Here is a 17,929-nt window from a genome sequence, read left to right as displayed (position 1 = left end):
TCACTTCACACAAACAGCCGGTTCGGTTGAAGAGAAAAACCTGAAAATGAGGGTTGACTCTGAAAGAGGAAAGCGTAATATACGCCACCTCGCGACAGAGCGCTAAAGCGCGTCGCAACTGCTCTTTAACAATTTATCAGACAATCTGTGTGGGCACTCGAAGATACGGATTCTTAACGTCGCAAGACGAAAAATGAATACCAAGTCTCTGAGTGAACACGTAATTCATTACGAAGTTTAATTCACGAGCATCAAACTTAAATTGAAGAGTTTGATCATGGCTCAGATTGAACGCTGGCGGCAGGCCTAACACATGCAAGTCGAACGGTAGCACAGAGGAGCTTGCTCCTTGGGTGACGAGTGGCGGACGGGTGAGTAATGTCTGGGAAACTGCCCGATGGAGGGGGATAACTACTGGAAACGGTAGCTAATACCGCATAACGTCGCAAGACCAAAGAGGGGGACCTTCGGGCCTCTTGCCATCGGATGTGCCCAGATGGGATTAGCTAGTAGGTGGGGTAACGGCTCACCTAGGCGACGATCCCTAGCTGGTCTGAGAGGATGACCAGCCACACTGGAACTGAGACACGGTCCAGACTCCTACGGGAGGCAGCAGTGGGGAATATTGCACAATGGGCGCAAGCCTGATGCAGCCATGCCGCGTGTATGAAGAAGGCCTTCGGGTTGTAAAGTACTTTCAGCGAGGAGGAAGGCATTGTGGTTAATAACCGCAGTGATTGACGTTACTCGCAGAAGAAGCACCGGCTAACTCCGTGCCAGCAGCCGCGGTAATACGGAGGGTGCAAGCGTTAATCGGAATTACTGGGCGTAAAGCGCACGCAGGCGGTCTGTCAAGTCGGATGTGAAATCCCCGGGCTCAACCTGGGAACTGCATCCGAAACTGGCAGGCTAGAGTCTTGTAGAGGGGGGTAGAATTCCAGGTGTAGCGGTGAAATGCGTAGAGATCTGGAGGAATACCGGTGGCGAAGGCGGCCCCCTGGACAAAGACTGACGCTCAGGTGCGAAAGCGTGGGGAGCAAACAGGATTAGATACCCTGGTAGTCCACGCCGTAAACGATGTCGACTTGGAGGTTGTGCCCTTGAGGCGTGGCTTCCGGAGCTAACGCGTTAAGTCGACCGCCTGGGGAGTACGGCCGCAAGGTTAAAACTCAAATGAATTGACGGGGGCCCGCACAAGCGGTGGAGCATGTGGTTTAATTCGATGCAACGCGAAGAACCTTACCTACTCTTGACATCCAGAGAACTTAGCAGAGATGCTTTGGTGCCTTCGGGAACTCTGAGACAGGTGCTGCATGGCTGTCGTCAGCTCGTGTTGTGAAATGTTGGGTTAAGTCCCGCAACGAGCGCAACCCTTATCCTTTGTTGCCAGCGGTCCGGCCGGGAACTCAAAGGAGACTGCCAGTGATAAACTGGAGGAAGGTGGGGATGACGTCAAGTCATCATGGCCCTTACGAGTAGGGCTACACACGTGCTACAATGGCATATACAAAGAGAAGCGACCTCGCGAGAGCAAGCGGACCTCATAAAGTATGTCGTAGTCCGGATTGGAGTCTGCAACTCGACTCCATGAAGTCGGAATCGCTAGTAATCGTGGATCAGAATGCCACGGTGAATACGTTCCCGGGCCTTGTACACACCGCCCGTCACACCATGGGAGTGGGTTGCAAAAGAAGTAGGTAGCTTAACCTTCGGGAGGGCGCTTACCACTTTGTGATTCATGACTGGGGTGAAGTCGTAACAAGGTAACCGTAGGGGAACCTGCGGTTGGATCACCTCCTTACCTTAAAGAACCGACCTTTGTAGTGCTCACACAGATTGTCTGATGAAAAGTAAATAGCAAGGCGTCTTGCGATTGAGACTTCAGTGTCCCCTTCGTCTAGAGGCCCAGGACACCGCCCTTTCACGGCGGTAACAGGGGTTCGAATCCCCTAGGGGACGCCACTTGCTGGTATGTGTGAGTGAAAGTCGCCGACCGAAGTATCTCAAAACAGACTTTCGAGTCTCGTTTGAGATATTTGCTCTTTAAAAATCTGGATCAAGCTGAAAATTGAAACGACACACTGTTTCATTTCTCCGTAATAAGAAATGAAAAGCGGTGTGTTCGAGTCTCTCAAATTTTCGCAACACTGAAGTGTTTTACGAAACATCTTCGGGTTGTGAGGTTAAGCGACTAAGCGTACACGGTGGATGCCCTGGCAGTCAGAGGCGATGAAGGACGTGCTAATCTGCGATAAGCGTCGGTAAGGTGATATGAACCGTTATAACCGGCGATTTCCGAATGGGGAAACCCAGTGTGATTCGTCACACTATCATTACGTGAATACATAGCGTAATGAAGCGAACCGGGGGAACTGAAACATCTAAGTACCCCGAGGAAAAGAAATCAACCGAGATTCCCCCAGTAGCGGCGAGCGAACGGGGAGCAGCCCAGAGTCTGAATCAGCATGTGTGGTAGTGGAACGGTCTGGAAAGTCCGACGGTACAGGGTGATAGTCCCGTACACAAAAGTGCATGTGTTGTGAACTCGAAGAGTAGGGCGGGACACGTGGTATCCTGTCTGAATATGGGGGGACCATCCTCCAAGGCTAAATACTCCTGACTGACCGATAGTGAACCAGTACCGTGAGGGAAAGGCGAAAAGAACCCCGGCGAGGGGAGTGAAAAAGAACCTGAAACCGTGTACGTACAAGCAGTGGGAGCCTCTTTATGGGGTGACTGCGTACCTTTTGTATAATGGGTCAGCGACTTATATTCTGTAGCAAGGTTAACCGAATAGGGGAGCCGAAGGGAAACCGAGTCTTAACTGGGCGTTAAGTTGCAGGGTATAGACCCGAAACCCGGTGATCTAGCCATGGGCAGGTTGAAGGTTGGGTAACACTAACTGGAGGACCGAACCGACTAATGTTGAAAAATTAGCGGATGACTTGTGGCTGGGGGTGAAAGGCCAATCAAACCGGGAGATAGCTGGTTCTCCCCGAAAGCTATTTAGGTAGCGCCTCGTGAACTCATCTTCGGGGGTAGAGCACTGTTTCGGCTAGGGGGTCATCCCGACTTACCAACCCGATGCAAACTGCGAATACCGAAGAATGTTATCACGGGAGACACACGGCGGGTGCTAACGTCCGTCGTGAAGAGGGAAACAACCCAGACCGCCAGCTAAGGTCCCAAAGTCATGGTTAAGTGGGAAACGATGTGGGAAGGCACAGACAGCCAGGATGTTGGCTTAGAAGCAGCCATCATTTAAAGAAAGCGTAATAGCTCACTGGTCGAGTCGGCCTGCGCGGAAGATGTAACGGGGCTAAACCATGCACCGAAGCTGCGGCAGCGACACTATGTGTTGTTGGGTAGGGGAGCGTTCTGTAAGCCGTTGAAGGTGTGCTGTGAGGCATGCTGGAGGTATCAGAAGTGCGAATGCTGACATAAGTAACGATAATGCGGGTGAAAAACCCGCACGCCGGAAGACCAAGGGTTCCTGTCCAACGTTAATCGGGGCAGGGTGAGTCGACCCCTAAGGCGAGGCCGAAAGGCGTAGTCGATGGGAAACAGGTTAATATTCCTGTACTTGGTGTTACTGCGAAGGGGGGACGGAGAAGGCTATGTTAGCCGGGCGACGGTTGTCCCGGTTTAAGCATGTAGGCGGAGATTCCAGGTAAATCCGGAGTCTTGTTAACGCTGAGGTGTGATGACGAGGCACTACGGTGCTGAAGTAACAAATGCCCTGCTTCCAGGAAAAGCCTCTAAGCATCAGGTAACACAAAATCGTACCCCAAACCGACACAGGTGGTCAGGTAGAGAATACCAAGGCGCTTGAGAGAACTCGGGTGAAGGAACTAGGCAAAATGGTGCCGTAACTTCGGGAGAAGGCACGCTGATATGTAGGTGAAGTGATTTACTCATGGAGCTGAAATCAGTCGAAGATACCAGCTGGCTGCAACTGTTTATTAAAAACACAGCACTGTGCAAACACGAAAGTGGACGTATACGGTGTGACGCCTGCCCGGTGCCGGAAGGTTAATTGATGGGGTTATCCGTAAGGAGAAGCTCTTGATCGAAGCCCCGGTAAACGGCGGCCGTAACTATAACGGTCCTAAGGTAGCGAAATTCCTTGTCGGGTAAGTTCCGACCTGCACGAATGGCGTAATGATGGCCAGGCTGTCTCCACCCGAGACTCAGTGAAATTGAACTCGCTGTGAAGATGCAGTGTACCCGCGGCAAGACGGAAAGACCCCGTGAACCTTTACTATAGCTTGACACTGAACACTGGTCCTTGATGTGTAGGATAGGTGGGAGGCTTTGAAGTGTGGACGCCAGTCTGCATGGAGCCAACCTTGAAATACCACCCTTTAATGGCTGGTGTTCTAACGTAGACCCGTAATCCGGGTTGCGGACAGTGTCTGGTGGGTAGTTTGACTGGGGCGGTCTCCTCCTAAAGAGTAACGGAGGAGCACGAAGGTTAGCTAATCCTGGTCGGACATCAGGAGGTTAGTGCAAAGGCATAAGCTAGCTTGACTGCGAGAGTGACGGCTCGAGCAGGTGCGAAAGCAGGTCTTAGTGATCCGGTGGTTCTGAATGGAAGGGCCATCGCTCAACGGATAAAAGGTACTCCGGGGATAACAGGCTGATACCGCCCAAGAGTTCATATCGACGGCGGTGTTTGGCACCTCGATGTCGGCTCATCACATCCTGGGGCTGAAGTAGGTCCCAAGGGTATGGCTGTTCGCCATTTAAAGTGGTACGCGAGCTGGGTTTAGAACGTCGTGAGACAGTTCGGTCCCTATCTGCCGTGGGCGCTGGAGAATTGAGGGGGGCTGCTCCTAGTACGAGAGGACCGGAGTGGACGCATCACTGGTGTTCGGGTTGTCATGCCAATGGCATTGCCCGGTAGCTAAATGCGGAAGAGATAAGTGCTGAAAGCATCTAAGCACGAAACTTGCCCCGAGATGAGTTCTCCCTGACCCTTTAAGGGTCCTGAAGGAACGTTGAAGACGACGACGTTGATAGGTCGGGTGTGTAAGCGTAGCGATACGTTGAGCTAACCGATACTAATGAACCGTGAGGCTTAACCTTACAACGCCGAAGGTGTTTTGGCGAAAGAGACACGAAATTCAGCTTGATTACAGATTACATCGACAGGCCCGAGAGGTGTGTTGATAAACAGAATTTGCCTGGCGGCTGTAGCGCGGTGGTCCCACCTGACCCCATGCCGAACTCAGAAGTGAAACGCCGTAGCGCCGATGGTAGTGTGGGGTCTCCCCATGCGAGAGTAGGGAACTGCCAGGCATCAAATAAAAACAAAAGGCCCGGTCGAAAGACCGGGCCTTTTGTTTTATCTGTGGTCTGTCGGTGAGTGCTCTCCTGAGGAGGACAAATCCGCCGGGAGCGGATTTGAACGTTGCGCAGCAACGGCCCGGAGGGTGGCGGGCAGGACGACCGCCATAAACTGCCAGGCATCAAACAAGTGAAGAAGCCCATCCTGCCGGATGGGCTTTTTTGCCTCTGCAGGGAATGAGAACTGCCGGATGCAGCGTACCGTTTTATCCAGCCCATCATGTTGTAACCGGTGTGCAGGCCTGAGAAGCGCAGCGCACCAGGCTCTCCCGGCAGCACATTGCCTGTTATCCGTGCGCGGGGTTGAGTAACAGGTACTGTCGCTCAGGATCGCGGACCTCTGTACAAGGCACGACTAATCTTACGTATGGATTTTGTGGGGGTAGAGCAGTAAAGATATTGAGAGATGATCGGTTGGAAAGTATCAGAAACTACAAAAGCAAAAACCCGCCTCTAGGGCGGGTTCTTTAAATAGTGGTGCCCGGACTCGGAATCGAACCAAGGACACGGGGATTTTCAATCCCCTGCTCTACCGACTGAGCTATCCGGGCAACGGGGCGCATTAAACCGTATTCACGTCTGCCAGTCAATCAAATTTCGGGAAAAGATGTTCAACCGCTTAATATTGCGGCAATCTGTGCGATTATGCCTGAAGTTTGCACAAAACTTCCAGGCAATTTACCTATCTGACCTTCTATATGAGCAAAGGCTGACGAAAACGTTACGCGGCCTGTATTACTCCCGCACACTACCGCAAGTGTGCACAAGCCTTTCCGACGTTTCCAGTAACTAACGGTGCAATTGCTGCGGCAGGACCCGCTGGTGTGTTGACTCATTTCGGCCTGGCGGGCATGCTTGCTTAAGTCAGCGCACCGCCCATACGGCACTGAGCAAAGCGCAGGATATCTTCAGCCAGACGGTGTGCCGTTTCGACATCAGCATGGCTACGATTCACCAGCATGCGGCTCAGACAGCCCTCCAGCACCAGTTCCATCTGTTTGGCAACCATTGCAGGGTCGTCAACTTCCAGCGTCGTCAGCAGCTCATGGGTGAAGTCATGTGCCGCCTTTTTTTGCTGATCGGCTAACTGATGGATCGGATGCCCGGGATCGGGGTAAAACGTACAGGCGGCGATAAACAGGCAGCCTGGGTAGCGATTATTGCTCACGCATTCGGACAGCGCGGTGTAGCGTGCCAGTAATTTCTGTTCAGCGCTCAGGGTGTCATCCAGCAAAAGTTGACGCCGCCAGATATCCACCCGCTGGCTGAGGTAACGTAACGCATCGTACAGAATGGCCTCTTTGTCGGGCCAAAAGCGTTGTAGTTCATCAAGAGGATAATCGATACGATCGGCCACCATTTCCAGTGTGGTATTGGCTATCCCTTGAACCTCAAGTAATTTCAGGGCTTCTCCCAGGACATCTTCACGTTGCACGGTATTCTCCTCCGTATTTCCTGTTGCAAGTGTCGCTCACGGTTGGCGATCGCGCAAATGTGCGCTGAAGGTCGCGGCATCCATAAAGCCGGTTACCCGAGCCTCCGGATGCTCTTTCCCCTCGGCGTCAAAGAACAAAATAGTCGGCAAACCTAAAACCTGTAGATGTTTCAGCAGAGCGACATCCTGGGCATTATTTGCAGTCACATCCGCCTGCAAAAGCACCGTGTCGCCTAGCGCTTGCTGAACCTGCTGATTGCTAAACGTATACTTCTCAAACTCCTTACAGGCCACGCACCAGTCAGCATACAGATCCAACATCACGGGCTTGCCTTTAGCTTGTGCCAGCGCCTGATTTAGCGCATCCACCGAAGCCACAGGCGTGAAGTTAAGGTGTGTCTGGGTTTGAGCTTGCGGCACGCCGAACGCCCAGTCCTGCAATGGCCGTACGCTTACCAGCGCAGCAGCTAACAGGATAATCTGCACGATGCGCATCCAGGCGTGCTTTGCCTCCAGGCTGGTGATAAATGCCCAGCTAAAGAATGCGACACCCAACAGCGACCACAGGCGAACGCCCCAGTCGTCGCCAATGATGCGTTCGAGTAAGAAGACGGGGAGCGCCAGAATGACAAAGCCAAAAGCGGTTTTGACATGTTCCATCCATGGGCCGCTTTTAGGCAACAGACGATTACCGAATACGGTAATTAGCATCAGAGGTAATCCCATCCCCAGCGCGTACAGATACAGCGTGCCGCCTCCCAGCCACATGTTCCCGCTCTGAGCGATATACAGCAAAATCGCGCTTAGCGGGGCCGTTGTACAAGGAGAACAGATGAGGCCGGCAATCGCCCCCATCGCAAAGACGCTACCGGGGGAACCGCCTTGCTGACGGTTACTCATCAATGTAAGGCGTGTTTGCAGCGATGAAGGGAGCTGCAGCGTGAACAAGCCAAACATCGAAAGGGCCAGCAGCGTAAAGACGACGGCAAGGCCAATCAGGACGTAAGGATGCTGTAGCGCAGCCTGGAACTGCAATCCGGCGGCCGCAACAACCAGACCCAGCGCGGTATAAGTGAGCGCCATTCCCTGGACGTAGATAAACGTCAGCAGCAGCGCGCGTCCGGTTGATAAGCGTTGTTTGCCGCCCAGCACGATACCGGAAATCAGCGGATACATCGGCAATACGCAAGGTGTAAACGCGATGCCAATTCCGATTAGCAATGCCCACAGCGCAGAGAAGGGAAGCTGGGTTGCGGGTTGCGGTCTCTCTTGCAAAGTATCGGTGGCAGGCACTGGCACAGGTGTCGCCCTGGTATTGGCAGATACTTCACTTAATGGCACCGTTTTAGTTTCAGGCGGATAGCAAAAACCGGCGTCGGCACAACCCTGGTATGTGACCGTTAATGTTGCGCCAGATTTAGCCTGATTGACCGTGACCGGGATAGTCAATTGTTTACGGTAAATCTCACTTTTGCCATAAAACTCATCTTCATGCCAGACGCCTGGCGGTAGTTTTACCTCGGCGATATCGGCCTGAGATGGCGTAATGCTTATCTGTTTGCGATACAGATAGTAGCCATCTTTAACCTGCCATGAGAGGTTCAGATCGTGTTGGTTTTGCTGAAAATCAAAAGCAAACGCCCGATCGGCAGGAACAAACTGCGAGCGGCCAGGCGCGTCAAATAATCCGGCAAAGGTAGATGTGCTGCACAGCAGCAGGATCAGCGTAAGGATGCGTTGAGCCATGAGCGGTAATCAAAGTCTCCGTGAGTGACGGGTAAAACCAGAAGTTCAGGCGTTTGGTATGGATGATGTGACTTCAGGCAATCGAGAAGGGCTTGCTGGTGTGTGACGGTGGTTTTTAAAATCATCTGGACTTCATATTCCTGCTCCAGCTTACCTTCCCAATAATAGAGGGAGGTCGCGCCAGGCAGCAGCGTCACGCAGGCAGCCAGCTTTTCCGCCAGCACTTTGGCGGCCAGATCCTGGGCGGTTGCTTCATCCGGGGCGGTACAGAGCACCACAACGGTATCGGGGATGGAAATATCCTGACTCTTTACATCAAGCATAAACACCTCGAAAGAACAGAGTAACCAGCTAAAGAGTGGTCACTATACAACGGACGAGGGAAGGATGTTAGTTAAAGCGGGATGATGAGGAGGAGGAACTGCAGGGCGCGAAGGCACCCTGCAGTAAAGTCTTACAGCATGAAGCTGCCCAGCAAGAAGCCGAAGCAGACAGCCAAAAGCACGCCCAGAGTACCCGGGATGAAGAACGGATGGTTAAAGACGAATTTACCGATGCGGGTTGTACCGGTGTCATCCATCTGCACCGCCGCAACCAGAGTTGGGTAGGTTGGCAGAATGAACAGGCCAGAAACAGCTGCGAAAGACGCAACAGCAGTCAGTGGGGAAACGTTCAGAGCCAGAGCCATCGGCATCAGTGCTTTAGCGGTTGCAGCCTGAGAGTACAGCAGCGCAGAAGCAAAGAAGAAGATGACAGCCAGCAACCACGGATGACCCTGAATTACGCTACCTGCAGTATCTTTGATCCAGTCAATGTTGTGAGATACGAAGGTATCACCCAGCCATGCAACACCCAGGATACAAATACAGGCGCTCATACCCGCTTTAAAGGTGCTGGAGTTCAGGATGGAGTCAGTTTCAACGCGGCAGACGATCGTAGTCAGCGTCGCGACGCTCAGCATGATGATCAGGATTGCGTTGGTGGTGTTCATCAGCGGTTTAGCGACCAGGCCGAGGCTTGGGCTGTTGATGATGGCGTATACAACTACGCAAATCACGCCCAGCAGGAACAACCAAACGGAGGTTTTCGCGCCAGCTTTGATTTCAACTTGTCTTTCACCACGTAGTTCAACCAAACCTTCTTCCAGACGCTTACGATAAATCGGGTCGTCAGACAGTTTGGAGTTGAACAGCATCGTTACCAGGAAGGACATCACCAGAACGGCCAGCAGAGTGGACGGAATGACCACGGACAGCAGGTGAATGTAGCTGATGCCATGACCTTCCATTACGGAAGACATGTAAACCACGGCTGCGGAGATTGGCGACGCCGTAATCGCAATCTGTGCAGAAACCACTGCGGTAGAGAGCGGACGGCAAGGTTTGATACCTTGTTCCTTCGCGACTTCAGCGATAACCGGCAGAGTTGCCAGAGAGATGTTGCCGGTACCGGCAAAGATAGTCAGGAAATAGGTCACGATTGGTGCAAGGATCGTGATGTATTTCGGGTTTTTACGCAGCAGTTTTTCAGTTTGATGAACCAGATAGTCCAGACCACCGGCAATCTGCATGGCAGAGATGGCAGCGATAACCGCCATGATAATGGAAATAACATCGAACGGAATATTACCCGGTTTTACGCCAATAGCGGCAAGAACCAGAACACCCAGCCCACCTGCAAATCCAATACCGATACCCCCAAGTCTGGCACCTAAAAAGATTGCCAGCAAAACGATGATAAGTTCTAAAACTATCATATTAGCCTTCCTTGTTGTTTAACAAGTTGATATTAAATTGTTGTTTTTAAGTAACTTCGAGTAAGAAAAAAGGCACGTCATCATGACGTGCCTTCTCCGGTACTACCCTACACGATTACTGTTCGCTTTCATCAGTATAACGTTTTGCTTTATAAGCAGGGTGCATCAGGTTCTGTGCAGAGAAGATATCGTCCAGTTCAGACTCGGTCAACAGACCGCGTTCCAGGACAACTTCACGTACGCTCTTACCGGTTTCGGCACAAATTTTACCGACGATGTCGCCGTTGTGGTGACCGATGAACGGGTTAAGGTAAGTAACGATGCCGATGGAGTTGAATACAAACGCTTCACAGACTTCTTTGTTAGCAGTGATACCACTAACGCATTTTTCCAGCAGGTTGTAGCAAGCATTGCTCAGAATGTGAATGGATTCAAACATTGCCTGGCCAATGACCGGCTCCATTACGTTCAGCTGCAGCTGACCAGCTTCAGATGCCATAGTAACGGTGATGTCGTTACCGATGACTTTAAAGCAAACCTGGTTTACGACTTCTGGAACAACTGGGTTCACTTTTGCTGGCATGATAGAAGAACCAGCCTGCAGTTCCGGCAGGTTGATCTCGTTCAGACCAGCACGTGGGCCAGAGGAGAGCAAACGCAGGTCGTTACAGATTTTGGACATCTTAACAGCCAGACGTTTCAGTGCGCCGTGAACCATAACGTATGCGCCGCAGTCAGAAGTTGCTTCAATCAGGTCTTCTGCCGGAACACAGGCGAAGCCAGTGACTTCAGCCAGTTTCTGTACTGCCAGCGGGGAGTATTCTTTCGGCGTGTTCAGACCCGTACCGATTGCAGTTGCACCGAGGTTAACTTCCAGCAGCAGCTCAGCGGTACGACTAATGTTTTTCACTTCTTCTTTCAACAGTACGCTGAAAGCATGGAATTCCTGACCGAGGGTCATCGGTACAGCATCCTGCAACTGGGTACGGCCCATTTTCAGGATGTCCTGGAATTCAACAGCTTTTTGTTCGAAGCCTTCACGCAGCTGGTTCAGGGCATCGATCAGTTTGATGATGGATGCGTATACCGCGATACGGAAGCCAGTTGGGTAAGCGTCGTTGGTAGACTGACATTTGTTAACGTGGTCGTTCGGGTTCAGGTACTGATATTCACCTTTCTGGTGACCCATCAGTTCCAGACCGATATTGGCCAGCACTTCGTTGGTGTTCATGTTGACGGAGGTACCCGCACCACCCTGGTAAACATCTACCGGGAATTGATCCATGCATTTTCCGTTATTCAGGACTTCATCACACGCCGCGATGATGGCATTTGCCACACTCTTAGGAATGGTTTGCAGCTCTTTGTTGGCCATTGCCGCTGCCTTTTTAACCATTACCATACCGCGAACAAATTCAGGAATGTCGCTGATTTTGTTGTTGCTAATGTAGAAGTTTTCAATCGCTCTCAGAGTGTGAACACCGTAGTAGGCGTCCGCTGGAACTTCCCTGGTACCCAACAAGTCTTCTTCGATACGAATGTTGTTTAACATGTGAACCTTCTTTTTCAAGCTGCCAATGATTTGACTAAACACACAGGATATATGTGATTTCGATTGTTTCTCGACCGACGATTATCCCCTGCATCGGTCTGATACTCGAGATCATATGCTGGTTCAGGATTTCTACCGTAATCTGGATCACTTAAAGCGTGGAATTTACCCCTTATTTATTATTCTGTGAAATGGATCACCCCTTTAGGATTAATACTAAAAATAAGTGTACAAGCGACTTGAAATTTTGCTAACCACCTCAACATCTAATTGATGCGAGTCACATAATTCATCGGACAGGCGTTGAAAAAAACGACTGTTATTGACAGGAGAACCCTTTGCGCTGGATACCATTACTTGCCATTTTTCTCTATGTTTACATAGAGATATCTATTTTTATTCAGGTTGCCCATGTCCTGGGTGTCCTGATGACGCTGATTTTGGTTATTTTTACGTCGGTTATCGGTATGTCTCTGGTTCGTAACCAGGGATTTAAAAACTTTTTACTGATGCAACAAAAAATGGCGGCTGGTGAAAGTCCGGCAGCAGAAATGATCAAGAGCGTGTCGCTGATCATTGCTGGTCTGCTGTTGGTACTGCCCGGCTTTTTCACCGATTTCCTCGGTCTTCTTCTTTTATTACCCCCGGTGCAAAAACATCTGACGATGAAACTACTGCCGCATTTGCGTTTTTCGCGTATGCCGGGCGGTGGTTTCAGCGCCGGAACCGGTGGCGGTGAGACCTTTGATGGCGAATTTCAGCGCAAAGACGACGATCGCAACCGTATTGATCATAAAGACGATCCTCGGGATTAAGCATCAGTATGCGGGCCGGATAAGCGTGAGCACCATCCGGCAAAATGCTTATCTGCCGGATGATGGCGTCAACGTCACCTTATCCGGCCTGCGGGGTAAAAACAGCCACAGCCCTGCCAGCATAATCAGCGCATACAGGCTCTTCCAGCCAACCATTGCCAACAGCAGCAGACACAGTAGACCGCCAATGATCGCCAGCATGCGATAATGCCCTTTCAGTAATCGACATCCCGCCAGCATGCACAGCAAATAAATCATAATAAAGATGCCGTTAGCATAGACGATTAACGCATCGAGATTGATTTTCAGCATATAGATGCACAACGTACTGATCACGCAGCAGCCCAATACGGCGTTTAGCGCATTGCGCGGAAGGTGACGGGGAGACAGACGCGCCAGATGGCTCTCCGGCTTATATTGCGCTTGCGACCAGACCAGCCGGGCGAAGCTTTGAATATAAATGTTGAGACTGGCAAAACAGGCCAGATAACCAATGATGCAGGCGACCCACAGTGCCTGTACGCCAAATAACTGCACGACGATCTCTGGCAGTGAGGCCGCCGCCGCCATTTGCTCACCGTAGGCGCCAAAATGAAGCACGACGACGGTGCATGCCCAATAAACAGAGCCCGCAAGCAGCAGGCCGATCATCAGCGCGCGCGGGAAATCCCGCTCCGGGTTTTTGAATTCAGATGCCAGATGGGCAAACGCTTCAAGGCCAACAAAACACCAGAACATCACCGACAGTGCGGCGAACAGTCCGGGGAGCTCAATCTCGGTTATCGCAGGGAAGGGGATTTCGCCAGGTTTCACATCGCCCGCCCACCAGATGGCGACAATGAGGGCAACAATCAATCCGGCAATGACCGTTTGCAGATTAGCGCTAGAGCTGGCACCGTGGGAGCCGATATACCAAACCAATGCCAGCGTACCGAGCTCTGCCAACAGAAGCTGTTCGTCATGCCAGCCAAACATTGCCTGACCAAATCCGGCGGCAATATGTAATGCCGCAGGCAAGCCGACGGGAATCACCGACAAAAATAGCCATCCGGTGACGCGCTCCAGGCGTGGGCCAAAGGCCATACCAACAAAATGCGCCACGCCACCCGCGCTGGGAAAATGACGACCCAGTACGGCAAAGACAATCGCCACGGGAAAGACTAAAACAATCAGCACCGGCCAGGCCCACAGGCTGTTGTTGCCAGCCACCAGCGCGGCTAGCGCAGGGACGGCGAAAACGCCTGTACCTAGCAATGATGTCGACAACAGGCCAATGCCCTGAGCCAGTCCCAGCTCTTGTTTCAGTCCGCTCATAAGTTGTTATCCGGTTATGCCCATTGACCGGGCTACAGCGCAGATTTTTGATGGTATCACAATCGTATTTGCTTATGACGACGTGACTGAAATCGTTATAAAATGTGATGCGCGTCGGCGTTTTGCCGGAATTTTCTGCTGATATAAATTTTTTTTCGCTTGCCCCCTTGAAGGTACAAAGCCCCATCCCCATTTCTCTGGTCACTAGCCGGGAAACCGTTCACGGGCCGGCGTCACCCATAACTGATAAAGACTTTCTCAAAGGAGAGCTATCAATGAGTATTCGTCCGTTACATGATCGTGTGATCGTCAAACGTAAAGAAGTTGAATCTAAATCTGCTGGCGGCATCGTACTGACCGGTTCTGCAGCAGGTAAGTCAACTCGTGGCGAAATCATCGCTGTCGGTAAGGGCCGCATCCTGGACAACGGTACCGTACAGCCGCTGGACGTTAAAGTCGGCGATATCGTTATTTTCAACGATGGCTACGGTGTTAAATCTGAGAAGATCGACAATGAAGAAGTGTTGATCATGTCTGAAAGTGACATCCTGGCAATTGTTGAAGCCTAATCCGCGAACGACACTGAACATACGAATTTAAGGGAAAGAGAAAATGGCAGCTAAAGACGTAAAATTCGGTAACGACGCTCGTGTGAAAATGCTGCGCGGCGTAAACGTACTGGCAGATGCAGTGAAAGTTACCCTCGGTCCAAAAGGCCGTAACGTAGTTCTGGATAAATCTTTCGGTGCACCGACCATCACTAAAGATGGTGTTTCCGTAGCCCGTGAAATCGAACTGGAAGACAAGTTCGAAAACATGGGGGCGCAGATGGTGAAAGAAGTTGCCTCTAAAGCGAACGACGCTGCAGGCGACGGTACCACCACCGCAACCGTACTGGCGCAGTCCATCATCACTGAAGGTCTGAAAGCCGTTGCTGCAGGCATGAACCCGATGGATCTGAAACGTGGTATCGACAAAGCTGTCGCTGCTGCCGTTGAAGAACTGAAAGCACTGTCCGTACCGTGCTCTGACTCTAAAGCTATTGCTCAGGTTGGTACTATCTCCGCTAACTCCGACGAAACCGTAGGTAAACTGATCGCTGAAGCGATGGACAAAGTCGGTAAAGAAGGCGTGATCACCGTTGAAGACGGTACCGGTCTGCAGGACGAACTGGACGTGGTTGAAGGTATGCAGTTCGACCGTGGTTACCTGTCTCCTTACTTCATCAACAAGCCGGAAACTGGCGCAGTAGAACTGGAAAGCCCGTTCATCCTGCTGGCTGACAAGAAAATCTCCAACATCCGCGAAATGCTGCCGGTGCTGGAAGCAGTTGCAAAAGCCGGTAAACCACTGCTGATCATCGCTGAAGATGTTGAAGGCGAAGCGCTGGCAACTCTGGTTGTTAACACCATGCGTGGTATCGTGAAAGTCGCGGCGGTTAAAGCGCCTGGCTTCGGCGACCGTCGTAAAGCGATGCTGCAGGATATCGCTACCCTGACCGGTGGTACCGTTATCTCTGAAGAGATCGGTATGGAGCTGGAAAAAGCAACTCTGGAAGATCTGGGTCAGGCGAAACGCGTTGTTATCAACAAAGACACCACCACCATCATTGATGGCGTGGGTGACGAAGCTGCAATCCAGGGTCGCGTGACTCAGATTCGTCAGCAGATCGAAGAAGCAACTTCCGACTACGACCGTGAAAAACTGCAGGAGCGCGTAGCGAAACTGGCAGGCGGCGTTGCGGTTATCAAAGTTGGTGCTGCGACTGAAGTTGAAATGAAAGAGAAGAAAGCCCGCGTTGAAGATGCCCTGCACGCGACCCGTGCTGCGGTAGAAGAAGGTGTGGTTGCTGGTGGTGGTGTTGCGCTGATTCGCGTAGCGTCTAAGATTGCCGGTCTGAAAGGTCAGAACGAAGACCAGAACGTAGGTATCAAAGTTGCGCTGCGCGCAATGGAATCTCCGCTGCGTCAAATCGTACTGAACTGCGGCGAAGAGCCGTCTGTAGTGGCTAACACCGTGAAAGCGGGTGACGGTAACTATGGTTACAACGCTGCAACTGAAGAATACGGTAACATGATCGACATGGGTATCCTGGATCCAACCAAAGTAACGCGTTCAGCTCTGCAGTACGCGGCTTCTGTTGCGGGTCTGATGATCACCACCGAGTGCATGGTTACTGACCTGCCGAAAGGCGATGCGCCTGACTTAGGTGCTGCTGGTGGTATGGGCGGCATGGGTGGAATGGGCGGCATGATGTAATTTAATCTTCATACTTCAAGCCGCAGGTTCATTGGCTGCGTTCGTTTACCCCAGTCACTTACTCATGTAAGCACTGGGGGATTCATGAACCTGCCGCCTGCCTGCAACTTGAATTATTTGATTAAATACGTATCTCGCGAAAAATGAGAAACCCTCGGGCAGAAATGTCCGGGGGTTTTTCTTTTGGTCATCTTTTTAGTATATGATTCAGCTACGGACATAACGTCCAGCTCATTGATTATGGGGAATGACATGCACGTGAAATATTTAGCAGGGATCGTTGGTGCCGCGCTACTGATGGCGGGTTGTAGCTCCAGCAACGAACTGAGTTCAGCCGGGCAAAGCGTACGCTTCGTCGAAGAGAAGCCTGGCGCAGAGTGTCAACTGATTGGCACTGCAACCGGTACGCAAAGCAACTGGCTTTCTGGCCAGCACGGCGAAGAGGGTGGCTCTATGCGTGGCGCAGCAAACGATCTGCGTAACCAGGCTGCGGCAATGGGTGGTAACGTGATTTATGGCGTCAGCAGCCCATCACAGGGAATGCTGTCCAGCTTTGTTCCTACTGCCAGTGAAATGACTGGGCAGGTTTATAAGTGCCCAAATTGATAAATGCTGTTGATGCCTGATGGAGACGCTACAACGTCTTATCAGGCCTACGATACAAATTCGTCGGCCTGATAAGCGCAGAAACATCAGGCATTTTGAGCGTTATGCACAGACTGAGCGCGTAAATGATGCAGCGCGCGCAGGCACTGATCCTGATTGAGCTTTTGCGCCTTATCACCCGTCAACGTTCTGACAAACACCTGGCACGGTACACCAGCAAGCTTTTTCAGCCGTGGGCTGAAATCGAGAAGACGGCGAGTAATGGCTTCGGCCTCTTTGCTGCCGGAAGTGGCGCGAGTTTTTACTACCGAACCACAGAACTGGGCTTTTCCTTGATCATCTGTATAGCGGTAAATAATCGCCAGATAATGATTAAACAGGCTTTGTTTCCATTCGGGGTGCGTATAAGAGTCGTATTCCAGATTGTCGTTTGCCTGGCAATCAACATCGTACAGCGGCAGGAAATCCAGCAGCGATGTAATTCGTAGCGCTAATTCCCGCATGCCAGCATTATTTATTGCATGAATAACAGCATGGACCAGCACCCGAATCTGTAGTTCATTAATCAGTAATTCACACGTTTGTCCATCATGCAGTGTCAGAGAAAATGTTAAGTTTTCGCCTTTGTCATCCACTAATATCAGCGAATTTATGCGACGATTAATGTCGGCATTTTTTAGCTCATCTTCCTGAATCAAAGGAATATTTTCGTGCATCTTTTTGCTGACTTTATCGCATTCCTTCTCATATTGCGCATGTTCGTCTTCGCTAAGCTGATGTTTGGCGGATAGCCTGCTTTCCAGGGCGATAAGCAGATCTCTTAGCCCAAGCGGAGAAAGAAAAAATAACGACGTTTTATTCCTTGGTTCTTTTATCTTTAATGCTAAAGCAATAAATTCATTCTTTTGACGGATAACACCGGTATTAATGCCCTTAATACTTATAGCCATAAAAGGTTCTCCCTAACCATATATTTATTAATATTCTGAATTTGGTTCTACTGATACAAATTATGAATTAATGATTTTATAGCGCTAATTAAAATAGCACAGATTAAAAGCGTGGCTCCACTTGTGAGGATTTAAATAATAAGTAAT

Annotated in this window: 11 protein-coding genes, 2 tRNA genes and 3 rRNA genes; 8 read left to right on the top strand and 8 right to left on the bottom strand. The window is 51.0% G+C overall.

From position 1 onward, the window contains the following. Nucleotides 1-259 precede the first annotated feature (259 nt). From HVZ52_RS20800 to rrf, 4 genes are all read left to right on the top strand, one after another. Nucleotides 260-1,801: ribosomal RNA gene (locus tag HVZ52_RS20800) — 16S ribosomal RNA — on the top strand. An 85-nt stretch (nt 1,802-1,886) separates the two neighbouring features. Beyond that, nucleotides 1,887-1,962, top strand: a tRNA-Glu gene (locus HVZ52_RS20795). Between the two features lie 219 nt (nt 1,963-2,181). Next, nucleotides 2,182-5,088, top strand: a 23S ribosomal RNA gene (locus HVZ52_RS20790). 97 nt (nt 5,089-5,185) lie between these two features. After that, nucleotides 5,186-5,301: ribosomal RNA gene (rrf, locus tag HVZ52_RS20785) — 5S ribosomal RNA — on the top strand. Together the 16S, 23S and 5S rRNA genes with 1 tRNA gene alongside form the textbook arrangement of a ribosomal RNA operon. Before the next feature lie 523 nt (nt 5,302-5,824). Here the strand turns inward: rrf and HVZ52_RS20780 are convergent. The 6 genes from HVZ52_RS20780 to aspA form a co-directional block, all read right to left on the bottom strand. Next, nucleotides 5,825-5,900, bottom strand: a tRNA-Phe gene (locus HVZ52_RS20780). A 308-nt stretch (nt 5,901-6,208) separates the two neighbouring features. After that, nucleotides 6,209-6,784, bottom strand: coding sequence for a transcriptional regulator (locus tag HVZ52_RS20775; protein ID WP_016151385.1), 576 nt, complete (start codon nt 6,782-6,784; stop codon nt 6,209-6,211). Nucleotides 6,785-6,820: 36 nt separating this feature from the next. Continuing rightward, on the bottom strand, nt 6,821-8,530 hold the full coding sequence (locus HVZ52_RS20770; protein ID WP_181598649.1) for a protein-disulfide reductase DsbD: 1,710 nt from the start codon (nt 8,528-8,530) through the stop codon (nt 6,821-6,823). Next, nucleotides 8,506-8,853, bottom strand: a complete 348-nt coding sequence (gene cutA, locus HVZ52_RS20765; protein WP_003025447.1) for a divalent cation tolerance protein CutA — start codon at nt 8,851-8,853, stop codon at nt 8,506-8,508. Before cutA ends, HVZ52_RS20770 begins: the two co-directional genes overlap by 25 nt. 131 nt (nt 8,854-8,984) lie before the next feature. Beyond that, nucleotides 8,985-10,286 carry an anaerobic C4-dicarboxylate transporter DcuA gene (dcuA, locus tag HVZ52_RS20760; RefSeq protein WP_016151387.1) on the bottom strand — a complete coding sequence of 434 codons (1,302 nt, stop codon included), beginning with the start codon at nt 10,284-10,286 and terminating at the stop codon, nt 8,985-8,987. Nucleotides 10,287-10,401: 115 nt separating this feature from the next. After that, nucleotides 10,402-11,838 (bottom strand): aspartate ammonia-lyase, encoded by a 1,437-nt coding sequence (aspA, locus tag HVZ52_RS20755; protein WP_016151388.1) that lies wholly within the window; start codon nt 11,836-11,838, stop codon nt 10,402-10,404. Nucleotides 11,839-12,176: 338 nt separating this feature from the next. Here aspA and HVZ52_RS20750 point away from each other — a divergent pair, with 338 nt between their 5' ends. Beyond that, a complete protein-coding gene (locus HVZ52_RS20750) occupies nt 12,177-12,653 on the top strand; it encodes an FxsA family protein (RefSeq protein WP_016151389.1) in 477 nt (158 codons plus the stop codon). A 48-nt stretch (nt 12,654-12,701) separates the two neighbouring features. Here HVZ52_RS20750 and yjeH read toward each other — a convergent pair whose 3' ends face one another. Further along, nucleotides 12,702-13,967 (bottom strand): L-methionine/branched-chain amino acid transporter, encoded by a 1,266-nt coding sequence (gene yjeH / locus HVZ52_RS20745; RefSeq protein ID WP_181598648.1) that lies wholly within the window; start codon nt 13,965-13,967, stop codon nt 12,702-12,704. Nucleotides 13,968-14,242: 275 nt separating this feature from the next. On the opposite strand from yjeH, the gene HVZ52_RS20740 reads away from it, so the two are divergent. From HVZ52_RS20740 to HVZ52_RS20730, 3 genes are all read left to right on the top strand, one after another. Beyond that, complete coding sequence (locus HVZ52_RS20740) at nt 14,243-14,536, top strand: co-chaperone GroES (RefSeq protein ID WP_000027827.1); 294 nt, start codon at nt 14,243-14,245, stop codon at nt 14,534-14,536. Between the two features lie 43 nt (nt 14,537-14,579). Then, complete coding sequence (gene groL / locus HVZ52_RS20735; RefSeq protein ID WP_003025464.1) at nt 14,580-16,226, top strand: chaperonin GroEL; 1,647 nt, start codon at nt 14,580-14,582, stop codon at nt 16,224-16,226. A 252-nt stretch (nt 16,227-16,478) separates the two neighbouring features. Beyond that, nucleotides 16,479-16,832, top strand: a complete 354-nt coding sequence (locus HVZ52_RS20730; RefSeq protein ID WP_016151391.1) for a DUF4156 domain-containing protein — start codon at nt 16,479-16,481, stop codon at nt 16,830-16,832. Between the two features lie 86 nt (nt 16,833-16,918). On the opposite strand, the gene yjeJ is transcribed toward HVZ52_RS20730, so the two are convergent. After that, entirely contained in the window at nt 16,919-17,782 is an 864-nt protein-coding gene (gene yjeJ, locus HVZ52_RS20725) for a YjeJ family protein (RefSeq protein WP_181598647.1), read from the bottom strand. Between the last annotated feature and the right edge of the window lie 147 nt (nt 17,783-17,929).

It is taken from the genome of Citrobacter sp. RHB36-C18 (genome assembly GCF_013814485.1).
GTDB classification, from domain to species: domain Bacteria; phylum Pseudomonadota; class Gammaproteobacteria; order Enterobacterales; family Enterobacteriaceae; genus Citrobacter; species Citrobacter braakii.
The sequence above is the reverse complement of the archived record's forward strand: the minus strand, read 5'-3'. Positions and strand labels throughout refer to the sequence as shown.